Source organism: Oscillospiraceae bacterium, assembly GCA_035353335.1.
GTDB lineage: Bacteria > Bacillota > Clostridia > Oscillospirales > JAKOTC01 > DAOPZJ01.
This window is the reverse complement of record DAOPZJ010000029.1, coordinates 1-16,677: the sequence shown is the minus strand read 5'-3', so window position 1 is coordinate 16,677 and position 16,677 is coordinate 1. Positions and strand designations below refer to the sequence as shown.

The 16,677-nt window shown below is 44.6% G+C and carries 18 protein-coding genes; 14 read left to right on the top strand and 4 right to left on the bottom strand.

The annotated features are described in order from the left end of the window. Positions 1-31 precede the first annotated feature (31 nt). From argR to PKH29_07405, 14 genes are all read left to right on the top strand, one after another. On the top strand, positions 32-484 hold the full coding sequence (gene argR / locus PKH29_07470; protein HNX14678.1) for an arginine repressor: 453 nt from the start codon (positions 32-34) through the stop codon (positions 482-484). A 21-nt stretch (positions 485-505) separates the two neighbouring features. Then, a complete protein-coding gene (gene recN, locus PKH29_07465) occupies positions 506-2,179 on the top strand; it encodes a DNA repair protein RecN (protein ID HNX14677.1) in 1,674 nt (557 codons plus the stop codon). A gap of 55 nt (positions 2,180-2,234) precedes the next feature. Further along, entirely contained in the window at positions 2,235-3,470 is a 1,236-nt protein-coding gene (gene tyrS, locus PKH29_07460) for a tyrosine--tRNA ligase (GenBank protein HNX14676.1), read from the top strand. A gap of 13 nt (positions 3,471-3,483) precedes the next feature. After that, the gene (locus PKH29_07455; GenBank protein ID HNX14675.1) at positions 3,484-4,020 is read left to right on the top strand and encodes a DUF2284 domain-containing protein; all 537 of its coding nucleotides are present in this window, start codon (positions 3,484-3,486) and stop codon (positions 4,018-4,020) included. A 20-nt stretch (positions 4,021-4,040) separates the two neighbouring features. Then, positions 4,041-5,330 carry a diaminopimelate decarboxylase gene (gene lysA, locus PKH29_07450; GenBank protein HNX14674.1) on the top strand — a complete coding sequence of 430 codons (1,290 nt, stop codon included), beginning with the start codon at positions 4,041-4,043 and terminating at the stop codon, positions 5,328-5,330. Positions 5,331-5,332: 2 nt separating this feature from the next. Next, positions 5,333-6,052, top strand: a complete 720-nt coding sequence (locus PKH29_07445) for a class I SAM-dependent methyltransferase (GenBank protein HNX14673.1) — start codon at positions 5,333-5,335, stop codon at positions 6,050-6,052. A gap of 1 nt (position 6,053) precedes the next feature. Then, the gene (locus PKH29_07440) at positions 6,054-6,629 is read left to right on the top strand and encodes a hypothetical protein (GenBank protein ID HNX14672.1); all 576 of its coding nucleotides are present in this window, start codon (positions 6,054-6,056) and stop codon (positions 6,627-6,629) included. After that, positions 6,630-6,914 carry a hypothetical protein gene (locus PKH29_07435; GenBank protein ID HNX14671.1) on the top strand — a complete coding sequence of 95 codons (285 nt, stop codon included), beginning with the start codon at positions 6,630-6,632 and terminating at the stop codon, positions 6,912-6,914. A gap of 101 nt (positions 6,915-7,015) precedes the next feature. After that, positions 7,016-7,369 carry a phosphotransferase gene (locus PKH29_07430; protein HNX14670.1) on the top strand — a complete coding sequence of 118 codons (354 nt, stop codon included), beginning with the start codon at positions 7,016-7,018 and terminating at the stop codon, positions 7,367-7,369. A gap of 130 nt (positions 7,370-7,499) precedes the next feature. Further along, positions 7,500-8,225 (top strand): N-acetylmuramoyl-L-alanine amidase, encoded by a 726-nt coding sequence (locus PKH29_07425; protein ID HNX14669.1) that lies wholly within the window; start codon positions 7,500-7,502, stop codon positions 8,223-8,225. A gap of 33 nt (positions 8,226-8,258) precedes the next feature. Continuing rightward, a complete protein-coding gene (gene radA / locus PKH29_07420; protein HNX14668.1) occupies positions 8,259-9,638 on the top strand; it encodes a DNA repair protein RadA in 1,380 nt (459 codons plus the stop codon). Between the two features lie 91 nt (positions 9,639-9,729). Beyond that, the gene (locus PKH29_07415) at positions 9,730-10,719 is read left to right on the top strand and encodes an HlyD family efflux transporter periplasmic adaptor subunit (protein HNX14667.1); all 990 of its coding nucleotides are present in this window, start codon (positions 9,730-9,732) and stop codon (positions 10,717-10,719) included. Between the two features lie 2 nt (positions 10,720-10,721). Beyond that, complete coding sequence (locus tag PKH29_07410) at positions 10,722-11,897, top strand: ABC transporter permease (protein ID HNX14666.1); 1,176 nt, start codon at positions 10,722-10,724, stop codon at positions 11,895-11,897. A gap of 263 nt (positions 11,898-12,160) precedes the next feature. Beyond that, entirely contained in the window at positions 12,161-13,081 is a 921-nt protein-coding gene (locus PKH29_07405) for a tyrosine recombinase XerC (protein ID HNX14665.1), read from the top strand. 15 nt (positions 13,082-13,096) lie between these two features. Here the strand turns inward: PKH29_07405 and PKH29_07400 are convergent, their stop codons facing one another. The 4 genes from PKH29_07400 to proC form a co-directional block, all read right to left on the bottom strand. Then, positions 13,097-14,044, bottom strand: coding sequence for a hypothetical protein (locus PKH29_07400; GenBank protein HNX14664.1), 948 nt, complete (start codon positions 14,042-14,044; stop codon positions 13,097-13,099). 16 nt (positions 14,045-14,060) lie between these two features. Further along, positions 14,061-14,891: a tyrosine-type recombinase/integrase gene (locus tag PKH29_07395; protein HNX14663.1), complete on the bottom strand. Its 831-nt coding sequence runs from the start codon at positions 14,889-14,891 to the stop codon at positions 14,061-14,063. 13 nt (positions 14,892-14,904) lie between these two features. Next, complete coding sequence (locus PKH29_07390) at positions 14,905-15,519, bottom strand: hypothetical protein (protein ID HNX14662.1); 615 nt, start codon at positions 15,517-15,519, stop codon at positions 14,905-14,907. A gap of 64 nt (positions 15,520-15,583) precedes the next feature. Beyond that, positions 15,584-16,381, bottom strand: coding sequence for a pyrroline-5-carboxylate reductase (proC, locus tag PKH29_07385; protein HNX14661.1), 798 nt, complete (start codon positions 16,379-16,381; stop codon positions 15,584-15,586). Positions 16,382-16,677: the final 296 nt, after the last annotated feature.

Here is a 16,677-nt window from a genome sequence, read left to right as displayed (position 1 = left end):
GTCTAGTATACAAAAAGGAAGGAAGATCGAGATGAAAAACAAGCGTCAGGAGAGAATTCTTGAGTTGATCGCTTCAAAAGAAATTCAAACCCAGGATGATTTGTTGAAAATGCTCAATGATTCGGGTTATAACGTAACCCAGGCCACAGTTTCTCGAGATATCAAAGAGTTGAAGCTTGTTAAAGTCACCACAAGCAACGGCAAATACCGCTACAGCGTCGGAACACGCAGCAATTTGAATGAGCCGGAATCACGTTTTATTTCCATGTGCGAGCAAAACGCCATCACCTCCGACTTTGCGGGCAATATTTGCGTGATCCGATGCCTGAGCGGAACAGCGAATGCCATCTGTGCTGCAATGGATGTAGCCAGAAACGATATTGTCGGCACAATCGCAGGCGACGACACGATCTTCATTCTGTTCAAAACGCCTCAGCAGGCGGAGGATTTCAGCGCACATATACTTCGAATCATCAGCGAATAACACCTTGAGAAGGCGGTTTATATGCTGACAAAACTCTATATCGAAAACGTCGCGGTCATCAAATCGGCGGATGTGGATTTCAAAGCGGGATTCACGGTGCTGACCGGCGAGACCGGTGCGGGAAAATCGGTATTGATCGATTCGGTTAATGCGATTTTGGGACAGAGAACTTCAAAGGACCTTGTGCGCTACGGTGCTCAGAAGGCCTATGTCAGCGCGACCTTTTCCGTGCTCTCACCCAATGTGCTCAAGCTGCTCGATGAAAACGGATATGAGACCGAAGAGGGAGATTTGATTCTCTCGCGAGAAATTCAAGTTGGTGGAAAAAGCACGGCACGAATCAACAGCCGCCCCGCGACCGCACAGTTTTTACAAGAACTCGGCAACCACCTGATCAACATCCACGGCCAACACGATAATCAAAAGCTGCTCGATGAAGATACCCATCTTGAAATTTTAGATTCGCTCGGGGAATATTCCGACGCGTTCGCCGATTATCAAGCGGCATACATAGAGTTAAAACACATTAAAACAGAGCTTGAAAAGTTAATGCAAAACATCAACGACCGCGAAGAGCGGCTCGACATCTTGAAATATCAAATCGGCGAACTAGAATCCGCACATCTCAAAGAGGGCGAAATTGAAGCGTTGGAGGCCGAAAGACAGTTAGTTCTTCACGCCGAAAAGGTTCTCGGAGCCGTTGAAAACACCCGAAACCTCATTGACGGAAACACCAACACCGACGGCGTACGCGCATCCCTTATTGAGAGTGCCAGGGAACTGGATACGACGGCTAAATACTGCGAAAACGCCGGAGCACTTTCCAAGCGGCTTAACGAGGTCTCGATCATTCTGCAGGAGATCTCATTTGATTTATCCGATCTGGCTGACGGGCTCAACTTTAATCCCGGGCGGCAGGCCGAGATTGAAGACCGCCTGAGCATACTGGACAAACTGCGCCGTAAATTCGGTGACGATGAGAAAGTCATGTTAGCCAAACTTGCTCAGTTGAAAGCGGAATATGACGTTTTATGCGACAGCGATTTCCAAACCCAGAAGCTTAAAGAAGAATTTGAACGTGCAAAGCAGATTGCCTTTACAAAAGCAAAAACGCTTTCCGAAAAGCGCCGTGCATCCGCCGATCGTTTTATGAGCGCGGTTGCCAAGGAATTGGCCTTTTTACAGATGCCGAACGTCAAATTAACGGCGGTATTCGAAAAAGTCCCACTCTCGAGTATGGGATACGATGAAGTTGTATTTCTGATTTCCGCGAATATCGGCGAACCGCCCAAGTCCATCTCCAAAATCGCTTCGGGCGGCGAACTCTCCCGCATCATGCTGGCCATTAAGAGCGTTTTATCTTCTCACGACGATATCCCGACTTTGATTTTCGACGAGATCGACGCAGGCGTCAGCGGTAAAACTGCCGCGAAAATCGGCATCAAAATCAAGCAGGTCTCAAAAAACCGACAGATCATCTGTGTGACGCACCTTGCGCAGATTGCCGCTTATGCTGACAGCCATATGTTAATTGAAAAGTCCGAAAACCAAACCGATACGCGCACGACGGTTTCCGAATTGGACAGCGAGGGCAGGGTGGACGAACTCGCCCGCATCCTCGGCGGTTCCGAAATCACCGAAACTACGAGAAACAATGCGCGGGAACTTATTGCTCAGGCGGAAAAAACCGATTGAATTTTCCGCCGTTTTTTGTTATACTTTCTTCATACCTTTGTGAAGGAGTCCGGTTATGACACTTTTTGAAGAATTAAAATCAAGAGAGCTTGTTGCGCAGACTACGGACGAGAAGTTGATCTCCGAAAAGCTCGAAAAAGAATGCGTGACGTTTTATATCGGTTTTGATCCGACTGCCGACAGTCTGCATATCGGCCATCTGCTTGCGATCGTATCGATGGCGCGCCTGCAGAGAGCCGGGCACAAACCGATTGCGCTGATCGGCGGCGGGACTGCCATGGTCGGCGACCCCTCCGGACGCAGCGACATGCGCCAGATGCTCACGAAGGAGCAGATTGAATATAACGGCAGCCGTTTTGTCGGCCAGATGTCAGCGATTTTGGATTTTACGAGCGACAAGCCCAACAAGGCGATTCTCGTCAACAACGCCGACTGGCTGCTCAAGCTCAACTATATCGACTTTCTGCGCGAAATCGGTGCACATTTTTCGGTCAACCGGATGTTGACGTTCGAATGCTATAAATCGAGAATGGAAAAAGGTCTTTCCTTCATCGAATTCAACTATATGCCCATGCAGAGCTATGACTTTCTGATGTTGTTCCGTAAATACGGCTGTACGATGGAGTTCGGCGGCGACGACCAGTGGTCAAATATCCTCGGCGGTACCGAACTCATACGCCGCATCGAAGGTACGGACGCAAACGCAATGACCTTCAATCTGCTGTTAACGGCAGAGGGCAAAAAGATGGGCAAAACCGCAAAGGGCGCGGTGTGGCTGGATCCTAACAAGACCTCGCCGTACGATTTCTACCAATACTGGCGCAACATCGACGATGCGGACGTCATCAAAACGATGAAGATGTTGACTTTTATTCCGCTTGAACAAATCGCGGACTACGAAAAGGCTACCGGAAGCGAGCTCAACGCAGTCAAAGAAACACTTGCTTACGAGATCACCAAAATGATCCACGGCAAAGAGGCGGCTGATGGTTGCCTGACTGCCGCAAAGGCCTTGTTCGGCGGTACCGGAGACCTTGAAAATATGCCCTTCACTGAGATTACCAGGGAAGATTTCGACGCTGACGGCATTGAAGTGTTAAAGCTGCTGACCCTATCCAAACTTGCTCCGTCACGCGGAGAAGGACGCAGGTTGATCGAGCAGGGCGGCATCAGTGTTGACGACGATAAAATTACATCATTTACCACAAGAATTCCGCTAAGCGTTTTCGAAAAAAGCAATGTCATCGTTAAAAAAGGCAAAAAGATCTTTCATAAAATCATTTTAAAATAAAGGATATTCCAATATGAATTTTGATAAAATTAAAGAACTTCTGAGCCCTTATGAGATGAATCAGATCTCGGAAATACCGATTGATTCGATCGCCCTTGAAGACGAAGTTCGGAAAAATTGTGAGGTCAATGCCTGCGGCAGATATGGTAAGACCTGGGGATGCCCCCCGGGAATTGGCCCCATCGCCGAGTGGAAAGAAAAAATCCTGTCTTTTTCACACGCAGTCATGTTTAATTACATCGGTAAAATCGAGGACTCCTACGATTTTGAGGGTATGCAGGAAATCGGCAATCAATTTACGCAGAAAATGCGTTCCTTCAATGAGCAGTTGCAAAAAACCGGCGAGAAAGTTCTGCTGTTCGGTGCAGGAAGCTGCTCCATCTGCGAAAAATGTACCTATCCGGACGCATCCTGCCGGTTCCCTGAAAAAATGGTACCGTCGATGGAATCCTGTGGCATGTTCGTCGCAAAAATGGCAGAACCGAACGGATTCAAATATATAAATGGCGCAAATTCAGTCACCTATTTCGGCATTGTCTTGTTTAATTAAATTTATCAAAAGAGGTAATCATGGATATCAAAGTCAATCAAACCGGAGAATTGACCCTCGGAGGCATTTCGGCTCTCAAACTCGCTGACCAATATCAAACGCCGCTCTATGTCATGGAAGAGGACAAGATTCTCTCCGCCATCAGAGCGTACAAAGATAATTTTTCGAAATACTACCGGGGAAAAGCCGTCGTTTGTTATGCAAGCAAGGCCTTTTGCTGCAAAGAGATGTATCGCATCTGCAAACGCGAGGACATCTGTGCGGACGTAGTGTCCGGCGGGGAACTCGCAACCGCTCTTTCGGTGGGATTTCCGGCTGAACGGGCATTTTTCCACGGCAATAATAAAACCGAAGACGAATTGGTTTTGGCAGTCAAATCCGGCGTCGGAATCATCATTGTCGATAACCTCACAGAGCTCGAACGTGTTGATAAAATCAGCGCTTCACTCGGCAAAATCACAAGAGTTTCTTTCCGCATCAAACCTGGTATCGAAGCGCATACCCATGATTATATGAAAACCGGTCAGATCGATTCAAAATTCGGACTTGCGTTGGAGAACGGAGAAGCGCTCGAAGCCATTCGGCACGTCTGCTCGAATTATGCTCATCTGGAACTCATCGGATTGCATTCGCATATCGGCTCACAGATTTTCGATGCGGAACCTTTTATGGATTCGGCTCGGGTCATGCTGACATTTATGAAAACCGTGAAGGAAACCACCGGCAAAACGATCCGTCATCTTTCGCTCGGCGGCGGTCTCGGCGTCAAATATACCGATTCCGACACTCCGATGCCGCTCTCAGAGACAATCAAAATGGTCTCAGAAGCCGTTATGGATGAATGCGGTAAACTCGGACTCGAATTGCCGGAGATTGCAGTTGAACCGGGCCGCAGCATCGTCGGCGAAGCGGGAACAACGCTCTACACAGTCGGAAGCGTCAAGGAGATTGCAGACATCCGTAACTATATAGCCGTCGACGGCGGAATGACTGATAACCCCCGCTATGCACTCTACGGCTCAATATACACCGTCCTGATCGCAAACAGAGCCAATGAGAAAAAGAATTATATCGCCGCTGTGGCAGGCAGATGCTGTGAATCAGGTGATTTAATCGGCAAGGACATGGAGATTCAAAAACCGGTTCCGGGCGACATTTTAGCGGTTCTGACGACCGGCGCTTATAATTATACCATGGCGTCGAATTATAATCGCGTTCCGAGACCCGCGGTGGTCTTTGTCAAAGACGGTGAGAGTCATATAGTTGTAAAACGCGAGACCTACGAGGATTTATATCATTTGGATGTATGAACATGAACGGGTACGACGAACTGGCACAGTTTTATGATGATATGATGGATTTCGACTATCCGGCTTTATGCGATTATTACGAATCCGTCTTTTCGAAGTATGGCTGCTATCCGAAAACCGTTCTCGACCTTTGCTGCGGAACCGGAAAAGTGATTGCGGAACTTTGTAAACGCGGTTTCGATATGACCGGCATCGACTTCAATGAAAATATGCTTTCCCGGGCGCGGCTCAATCTGGCGGATTATCCCGAGGCATTGCTTTTGCACCAGGACATGCGTGAGCTCGATCTTAACGACACGGTCGACGCCATTGTATGCGCTCTTGACGGATTCAATCACCTCGCCGATACCGCATCGCTTTGTCACGCATTTCAAAGAGCGGCTTTGTTTCTGAACCGAAACGGGCTGCTCATTTTTGACCTCATTTCCGAGGAAAAGTTTTTTAAAGTGCTTCCCGAAAACATCTCGGTATTTGATTTGGATATGGTATATTGTGTATGGCAGTCGGAACTTTCGGGGAAGCGTTCGATTCGGCATCATCTGGATTTGTTCAGAGCGGTCGGAAACGGCAAATATATCCGCTGTAACGAGAGTTTCCGGGAGTATTGGTTCAACCCGAAAACGGTGGAAAGCACACTTAAGAAAGCCGGATTATCTCTTCTGGAAGTGAATAGCGACGATCCGATGAGAACATTTTACATCGCAGGGAAAGGGGATAAATAACATGATTAACGGAACGAAATACGATTCTTTTTTTCGCATTGCTCTGCGTTATCTTTTCCGGATTTTGTTCGGCATTGTTTTGTGTATCGTTATGTACGGAACATTTTTCAGTTTCTTTGATGCTGAGTGGTACCAACGTCTGCTTAGCGTTTTGACGCTGGCGCTGCTCGCTTATATGCTTTATACAGGCATGTGGAATGTAGGTGTGCATGATAAGGATGAAGTGTTTTTTAAGCGAATAGAACGAAAACCGCTGCGCGGGTTTGCCGTTTCAGCAGCTGTAAGCATTCCATATGTCATTATAAATATCATTTTGATGTTCAATTGCTTGAATGCGGCGAACGACGGAAAATACGCAGCCGCACGGTTGATATTCCATTTAGTCAATGCACCGTTTTTGTTCATCACTTTAAATTATGATTATCATACGATAGGGAATGCTCTTCTGGCCGGCAGCATGCTTCCGATTGTAATCGTAGGAATCGGCGGACTCAGTTATTATCTTGGCTTGAAAAATTTTTCGATTCTTCAAAAAAGCATTTACAAGGACGAGACTGAAAATAAAGAGGATAATTAGATGCAATTATCACATCAAATCGGCAAAGGTGCGCATGCGGACATCTATCTGGAGGACGGCTTTACATATAAGGCGTTTCGCTCGGTAAAACGCAAAACAGATGCTTTTTGGGAGGCATCCGTCACCACCGTTGCCGAAGATGCCGGTCTTCCGGTCGCAAGAATCTATGAAGTGCTCAGTAACGATGAGATACCCATTTTGGAAATGGACTATATCCAAGGGGAGACACTATTGGATTTGATGATTAAAGAACCCGAAAACTGCAAACCTATATCGATCGGTTAATAAATCTTCAAAACACCGTCCATACCGCGCAAGTAAATCTCCCGCTTTATTTGAAGGATGTAATCAGATATAAAATCAACGGAACAAGGAAGCTGAGTGAAGTGCAAAAGTCCGGTTTGATTGTGAAGTTAAATAGATTACCGGGTGGAAACTGCCTCTGTCATTTTGATTTTCACGGATATAATATCATATGTGCGGAGAGCGGAGATTTTATCATCGATTGGCTGAATGCGGTGACGGGTTGCAAATATGCCGATGTCTGCTATACATACATGCTGTATGCGCTTTATTTCAATGAGGTTTCAAAGGTCTATCTTGAGACCTATTGCCGCTTTCAAAACATCGAGGAAGAAAAGATTCTTGAATGGTTTCCGGTCATTGCGGCGGTACGGCTTGACGACAACAAACCAAACGAATATGATCAATTGATGCCATGGGTCGGTCAAATACTTTAAAGTAAAGCGGGTGTAATACCAAAGACGGGCTGTTCATATCTTTAATCTGTATATCGGAAAGAAAGCTCCGGACAAAAACGCGCTTTTCATCCGATTCTTTACGCCGATTTGCGGTGGGATGGGGTTTGATATGAACGGTTTTACGATAAAAGCGGCATATAAATGGGCAGCGGTTTTGCTGTCCGCTGTGATATTCCTGACATACGGTGTCACTGAAAGTGCGGAGCGGGCGTCTGTGCCGCCGAGCAAAATCGATGTGATCATCGATCCGGGCCACGGCGGAGTGGACGGAGGTGCAGTCGGCGTCACCGGAGGTATCGAAAAGGAGATCAACCTCAATATATCGATTTATTTAAGGGATTTCCTCACCGGTGAAGGTCTTAATGTGCTGATGATCCGAAGCACCGATATCTCTATCCATTCGGAAGATGCCGTGACGATTCGCCAAAAGAAGACCAGCGACTTGAGAAACCGCCTTACGATCATCAACGCGAATCCCAACGCCTTGATCATCAGTGTACACCAAAACAGCTTTACAGCCGGATATGTTCACGGTACCATGATTTATTACGGCATGATAAATCCAAAAAGCAAAACGTTTGCTGAAAACATTCAGAAATGGATTAAGGAACTCCAGCCCGAAAATGAAAAGCAGTTAAAACAGGCAGGGAAGGACCTCTATTTGATGAGTTACGCAAAAGGTCCGGCGGTTTTAGTGGAATGCGGGTTTTTATCAAATGCCAAAGAGGAAGCGCTTCTGAAGGCTGAGGAGTATCAGCGAAAAATGGCGCAGGCCATTGCAAACGGGATTCTCACCTATTTAGCGGGCGGGATTATCTCATCCGAAAGATCATAAAAGATCGAAAATCTTCGAAAGGACGGCCATAAAATGAAGACGAAAATGGTATATGTCTGTCAGCAATGCGGTTACGAAACCTCAAAATGGATCGGAAAGTGTCCCTCCTGCGGCGAGTGGAACACACTTTCGGAGGAACTCCTGGAATCCGAAAATGAAAAAATGAGTAAAGTGACCAATCACTCAGCCTCAAAACCGCTTCGTCTTCAAGAGATCACATCGGACGTTCAAATGCGGACAAGTACCGGTATTCGGGAATTCGACCGGGTTTTGGGCGGCGGCATCGTCAACGGATCGTTAGTGTTGATCGGTGGAGACCCCGGCATCGGAAAATCAACGATTCTGCTTCAGATGTGCGGTAATTTAGGCAGCGGCTGCAACATTTTATATGTCTCCGGCGAGGAATCCGCGCACCAGATCAAACTTCGGGCGGATCGTCTGAAGATCGACTGCGGCGGATTACTGATCATGAATGAGATCGATATCAGCGCGGTCGTTGAGCAAGTTGAAGCACAAAAACCCGATTTGGTCATCATTGACTCCATCCAGACTATGGCTCATCCCGAAATTTCTTCGTCGGTGGGGAGCATTACACAGGTCCGCGAATGTGCAAATCTGATGATGCGAATGGCCAAAACGAGCAATATTCCGATATTTCTCGTCGGGCACGTCAACAAAGACGGTGCGATTGCAGGACCGAAAGTAATGGAACACATCGTCGACGTGGTTTTATATTTTGAAGGTGAACGAAATCTAAGTTATCGAATTTTAAGGACTGCTAAAAACAGATACGGCTCGACCAATGAGATCGGCGTGTTTGAGATGCGCGATACCGGGCTTGAGGAGGTTCTGAATCCCTCTGCGGAGCTGCTCTCGGGCCGACCTACTCATGTCAGCGGCAGCTGCATCGGCTGTCTTATGGAAGGCTCAAGACCGATTCTGTGCGAAGTCCAAGCGCTTGTCAGTCAAGCGGGTTTCGGGAACGCACGCAGGATGGTTTCAGGCTTTGATTATAATCGTTGCTGTATGCTGATCGCGGTGCTTGAAAAACGCTGGAGGTTAAAGTTCGGCGATTATGATACATACCTTAACGTAGTCGGCGGTCTCCGGATGGACGAACCTGCTTCAGATCTCGCGGTTTGTCTTGCACTGGCCTCAGGATTACTTGATAAACCTCTGAAAGAGGATATGATCGCCTTCGGAGAAATCGGTCTCGCCGGTGAAATACGTTCGGTCGGCAATGTCGGTCAACGCATCGCGGAAGCGATGCAGCTCGGCTTTAAAAGCTGTATTCTCCCGACAAAATGCTATGCGCAGATGAAAGGGCACTGTCCCGAGTCGTTTACTCTTTATCCGGCTTCTACACTCGGTGCCGCTTTCAAGGCAGCATTTGCGGAGAGAGATAAAACATAACAGAGAAAAAAATTGAAATCATCACATATTCTTTCACGACGGGGCAAGAATACGAAAAAGCCGTTATGGGGGGATATTTTTGTCCGGAAGAATGAAAGTCGGAAAACGGATTGCACTGCTTTTTACAGTGGTTTTTGCATGTACACTGATATCATATTTTAGTTTTACCTCAAAGCTTTATTTGAAGGTGGTATGCATTACGCCTGCCACGATAAATAAAAACATATTTGCAACGGGTCTCGGTTATTTAAAAGAGCGAAAAAGAACAGGCTATTACTTTGACATTCCGGTAAAAGTTGAACAGGTCTATGTTAAAGTGGGCGATAAAGTCAAGGCAGGGGATCCGCTTTTAAAAATCGATTTAAAGGCGACGGAGCTCACTGCAAAAATTGCCGCAGCAGGAATCATTACTCAGGAAAGCAAATCGGTAGAAACCGCGAATATGATCGACTATTCCAAAAAAATAACCGGCAACATTAGAGAAGCTCTAGATAAAATACCGGAAACGGTTTATGCTGCTTATGATTGCATAATCAGCGGTTTATCGGCGGAAAATGGCGAGTATTCGAATCCGTATTCTCCTTTGGTCGTCATGTCGGACCGATCTGTTATATGCGCTGAAATCTTTGTGGACGAACGGGACGCAAATGGCCTTGAAATCGGGCAAAAAGCAACAATCAGCGGCAGCGCATTGGATAAAACTTATACTGCGACGGTCATTTCGATCGCAGCAAGGGCGACCATGGCCAGCACTGATGCAGTAACTTCAAATAAAGTTGACGTCAGCTTGGAATTGTCAGGAGCAAATGACTCGCTTGTGATAAATTCCCTCGTCAAAGCCGAAATATTGAAAGGCGTCGCCGAAAATATTATATTCGTTCCTTATGAAGTTGTGCATTTCAACGATCAGGGCGATTTTGTTTATGTGAATGAAAACGGAAAAGCGGTTAAAAAAACCGTAAAAACCGGAAGAGCATTTGAAGACGGAATCGAAATTGTATCCGGAATAACCGCTATTGACCGACTGATACTCTCATCAAAAGGTGAGTTGAAAGTGGGATGCGGTGTCAGGGAAAAATGATTATGAATGTAAAACTTTTATTCTTGTCGTGCAGAAACATTTTTAATAAGAAAATTCGAAGCGCCTTATGCATCGTCAGCGTTATGATCGGCGTATTTTCGGTGATGTTTCTTTCTTTTTTCGGAGATTCGGGCTCTGCTGCAATTAACAGCGAACTTAAAAAGAGCGGTATCGGTGGGCTATTGATTTATAATCCCAACAATTCGATTATTTCGGAAGAGATACTGAAGAAAGTAACTGCATCAAACGCAGTTGAAGAAGCCGCTCCCGTTACAATGGCGTTTACAACCGTAAAGGGATATGAAAACGAAAAATGCATTTCATGGGCGGTAGATGAGTACGCCAAGGAATTGATTTCAATTGAACCGGTGCAGGGGAGGTATTTTAACAGCGCAGATTTCAGAACGTTCAGCAGCGTCTGTATAATTGATGAGGCACTTGAAAAAAGCATATATCAAGGAAAATCAGGTATAGGAAAAACGCTGCAGATTTTAGTGGGAAAGCAATATTATGAATTCGAGATTATCGGAATCGTAAAAACCGGCGGTGGGATTTTGCAAAATTTTATATCCTATATGCCTAATATGATCTTTTTCCCGCAATACACGTATTCAAGAATAAGCGGAGTCACCGGTTATACACAAATCGCCGTCAATTTGGCTGAGAGCGCAGACGCTGAAAAAGCAAAATATGAGATTTTAAGACGAATCGAAAATGCGGAATCCCATAATAATACAATGCTTAAAATCGAGAATTTGTCAAAACAAAAAGATAATTTAAATAAAATAGCTGATATAACCGCCGTTATTTTATCATCAGTCGGAATGATTTCCGTGCTTGTCGCCGGTATCGGAATTATGACGACGATGTTGATGTCGGCCGAAGAACGGAAAAGAGAAATCGGAATTAAAAAAGCAATCGGCGCCGGCAGGGGAGACATCATTTTAGAGTTTTTGGGTGAATCCGTGATTTTAATGCTGATCGGATTTATTTTGGGTTCGATTGCGGCAGCTGCATCCATGCTGTTCGTATCTTATAATTTTCATATTCCTATTAAAATCTCAATTGGAAAAATCAGTTTATATCTGGTGCTTACAGTATTACTAGGAATTTTATTCGGCGGATATCCAGCGTATAAAGCTGAATTGTTGAATCCGAGTGAAGCTCTCACAAAATAATTTATTTCTACCAGCATTCAAAAGGGGATTTGATTTAAAGCGCTGTAAAATAATATATAGATAATTATACAAAATAAAGATTTTGTATTGACAAGGGAAATCAAATATGTTATGATATTATAGTGATTACCGCTATCACTTGAGTCATTATCAAAAATCAAACCGGAACGTGCCTTTTATTATTAGTTTTAAATGAGGTGAATTTACTTATGAATTTAAACGATGAAACCATACCGATTGAAATCCGGCGTTATCTTACCTACATGCAGACCATACGCGGAAAATCTAAAAAGACCGTTGATGAGTATTACCTGGATCTTCGGACATTTTTCCGTTTTATCTGTAAACGTCTTTATAATCTCGATTGCACTTACGAAGATGTCGATATTTCTGTTGTTGACCTTGATTTAATTCGGTCAGTCTCCCTTCAGGACTGCTATGATTATCTGATGTATGTAGCTTCGGAACGTGATAATATGGCTGCGGCGAGGGCCAGAAAAGTTTCAAGTTTAAAGTCGTTTTACAATTATTTACATATAAAGGCAAATAAGATCACCGAAAATCCGACAAAAGATTTAGATTTTCCGAAACAGCGCCGCGCGATTCCGAAATATCTGGATTTGGATGAAAGCATTAAATTGCTGGAATCCATCGATTCAAAACATCCGGTCCGGGATTACTGCATTGTTGCACTGTTTTTAAATTGCGGAATGCGCCTTTCTGAACTTGTTAATTTGAATTTAAACGATTATAACGCACAAAATCACACGCTGAGGTTACTTGGCAAAGGAAATAAAGAACGCATTGTCTATACGAACCGCGCCTGTGACGAAGCGCTTGAAAAATGGCTGGAAGTGCGTCCGTATGATGGCATAAAAGATCAAAATGCCTTGTTTTTAAGCCAACAAAAACGCCGGATCAGTCCAAAGACCATTCAATGGATGCTTCCGAAGCTTTTTCAAAATGCCGGATTGGGAGGTCGCGGTTTTTCGGCGCATAAACTCCGCCATACTGCGGCGACGCTGATGTATCGTCACGGAAATGTCGATATCCGTGTATTGCAGGAACTCTTAGGACATGAGAGCCTGGCGACAACCGAAATTTATACACACATTGTTAACCGGGACTTAAAACATGCAGCTGAATCAAATCCGCTGGCAAATGTCCAAGAAAAAACGAAATAAGGGATATTTTCAATTTTAATTGCCTTTTTGATTACAGTCGTCGTTTTTTTCCTTTTTAGCTTCATCTATATCCTTTTGATCTGTAAAGTCGATCGAATCCAATTCTGCATCTTTTTCGGCTCGTGCTTCTTCGGGACAGATCAGATGATGATGGAAAACATTATATACGCAAAAAATTTGTACGAAACCTGTAAGTGAGAATCCGCAAATCAACCAGAATAAAAGCAGCCAGGGCCAAATAAATCCGAGTATGCCTAAAGCTAACGCAACGGCAGAAAGTATGAGCGACAAAAAGTTTTCTTTAATGCCGAGCACCGCAAAAAATAAGGCATTTCGCATGATCTGAGCAATTTTCAAATTGATAGTGACAATCTGCAGATAAATATAAGGGCGCATGCTAAAATAGATAAATAGAAATAATCCGATCAAGCATAGGATAATGGTTGTTATCAAGTTAGCGCCGATTGATAAGATTCCGCGAAAAATTGTCCAGAGCGACAATATTGATGCGATAATAATTGCGTCAAAAATACCGAATAAAAACGACTGTTTGAAATTTGAAGCGAATTGTTTAAAAAAATCAGAAAAAAAAGAGACAAATTTTCGTGTTTTTAAATTTCTGTAGATATATACGCAAGAAGCGGTTAAAGGTCCCAGAATGATGCCGAAAATCAAAACAATGCCTAACATCAAGGGTATATTACCGATAAACTGACTGTATTCGCTGTTTGGCTGTAATATCAAATTTGTCAACAATCCCAAGAGAATGATCGGCACAAAAATCAATCCGTAAAAAATATTGAGCATGAAAAACTTTCCGAGGTTTTCGAAAATGATTTCCCAGAAAACAAAGAAGGCGCGTTTTTTCTTTTCGGGTGCCCCTTCCCTATAGTATTTTTTATTGAATTTTTCGTGCTCTTTTAATTCTCGTTCCAATATTTTCGCACGTTTATCTGAATCCATTTGATTATTACTCCGATCATTTCATTGCGTAAATTTTTGCGGAAGCGGAATTGCGGTAATCCATCAGACGCATAATATCCGCTTCTCCGGCGCCTTTTACGACCAGGTGGAATGCAAAACTCTGCCGTAACATCAACGGAGTCACATCCTTCATAATTCCCGCTTCTTTGGAATAGTCCTTGATAATTTTCCAAAAACCCTGTCTTGTCAGACGTGTCAATTGTTGATTGACGAAAAGCGGCGCGGTTTGAGGCGGTTGAGCATGAAGCATTTTGGAATATGCACTGATGTATTCGCTCAAACATATTACTGCAGACGGGTAGATCGTGACGTTTCTGCGCTTCTTTCCATCCTTACTAAAAATTTGCGCTTTTGAGATATTCACATCTCCGACATTCAAAGAGAGTAATTCGGAGATTCTGAGCGCAGAAGCATAAGAGAGTTCCAATAGCGCACGGTCTCGCATGCCCTTAAAAGTGGCGGTATCAGGTTGGAGCAGAATTCTGGAGACCTCCGATTCGGTCAGAATGACCGGCATCTTCTTTCGCTCATGCACGATATTATACCCTGTAAGCGGGTTTACTGCACAAATACCTTCATAGACGAGGAAACCGTAAAAATTCTTCACTCCGCATACAAAACGTTCCACAGAAGCCGCAGAATGCCCATCGTGTTCGAGTAAAGACACAATTAACCCGAATGTCTCGACATCGAGGTCATCGAAATTTTCGATTCCGAAATCCTTTGTTTTGCGTTCAAGAAGATCGACATCATGCAAATAGCAGGAGGCAGTATTGGGTCTTACTTTCTTGACGCTTTTCAGGTATTCCAAATACCTTTCATGCATCTTCAACATTCCTTTAAAGTAATTTGTAAAACCCTAACCCTATAACCCCATCTAATAGCGAACCGACCGCAATGACCAGTACGCATAACGGATACGCATATATCGGAATTTGACTTCCGGCGCGTTTTTTTCCGTTCTTTAAAAGAGAATTGAAATAGATTTTTGAACCCTCGAAGCCGAGAGATGCCGCATAAAGCAACGCGCTTCCCGAGATGATAAATCCCGGAAGCAAACCGAATATGTAGAATGTAAAACCGTTAAACTGTCGGTAACAACACAGTGCACCGGCAATCAAACCACTCGATAAACCTCTGATAAATAATGCGGCGCTCGCGGCGATCGTGCCGAATGCAAATGTCGCAGAGAATCCGCAGAAGAACAGATATGCCAATGAGACGAGAAAGGACCGGACAAAAAGTCCGCCGAACGATGGTGCCTCGTATTGCGCGCAAAGACCGTTATAAATATCGGAAATGCCGCCTTCCTCGCCTGAATAAAGTGTTCCTGCAGCGATTGCGCCGATCAGCGTTCCGCCTACCAAAACGGCAATGCAGATACCGAAATTTCTTTGAATCCTCGGCTCGTCCAACCCCAGTGTGTGTGAAAACCTGATAAAAAAATCTTTCATTTTCAAACTCCTTTCGCTGGACATGCTGGTCCAATATATGCGCGAAAAAGAGCATGTATTCGAATTATTTCTTCAGGAGTTCGGCTTTGGCGGTACAAGCGTCCATTGCCTTTGAGATAACGTCACCAAAATCGCTTTCGTTAAAAACCTTGACGGCTTCGGTAGTCGTACCGCCCGGGGAACAAACCGCTTTGACCAAATCATCAAGCGACGTATCGGATTTTAAAATCATCTCAGCGGAACCTTTGAAGGACTGAGCAACAAGCTGCCGTGCGACTTTTTCGTCGAATCCGTTTAAAACAGCCCAGTCGGCCATCGCTTTTACGAATATGTAAACATATGCCGGACTGCTGCCGTTGACGGCGATTACTTTATTCATCTGTTCTTCAGGTAAGATTACACAGATGCCGCTTGCCCCGAAGATGTCACAGACGAACTGAATTTGTTTATCATCAATCCCCTGCCCTCCGCAGACGGCGGTAGCACCGAAGCCATTTGCAATCGGCAAGTTCGGCATGGTTCGGACGACCGGAGCACCTCCTAACCGAGAGGAAATATATTCTGTCGTCACAGCGGCGGCGGTGCTGACAAAGAATTTGCCGGTCAATTCTGCCGTGTCGCGGATTGTTTTTAAAGTGGTTTCGAAATCCGCCGGTTTGATGGCGATAAAGATGCAGTCGGAATTGGCGATGACCTCTGCCTCCGAAGAGCAGACGATTGTATACTCATTTTGAAAGGCTTTTGCCTTTTCGGGGTAGTTATCGAAGAGAAAAAGCATTGTCTTTTTAAAGCTATCGCTCTTTCTCATCCCGGAAATCACCGAGGACGCAAGATTTCCGACTCCGATGAAACCTACAATCATATAATTCCCCCTTCAAATTGTTTGGCAAAACCTTTTCGGTTGTGTGAAGACCATTATAAACTATAAATTTAACCATTTCAAGTGATATTTGCCATTATACGATTCTTTTTTTATGCTTTACCGAAAATTGAATGATAAAAACCTATAAAATCATACCATTTTTAGAAAATGTAAACAAGATCTTGTAGCTGTATAGTCGGACCACCACAACATAAAGATATCCCCCGGTTTTTACCGGGGGATATCGGAATTTATGCTTTTACTTAATCATGCCGGCGACTTCGTCCGCGAAATTA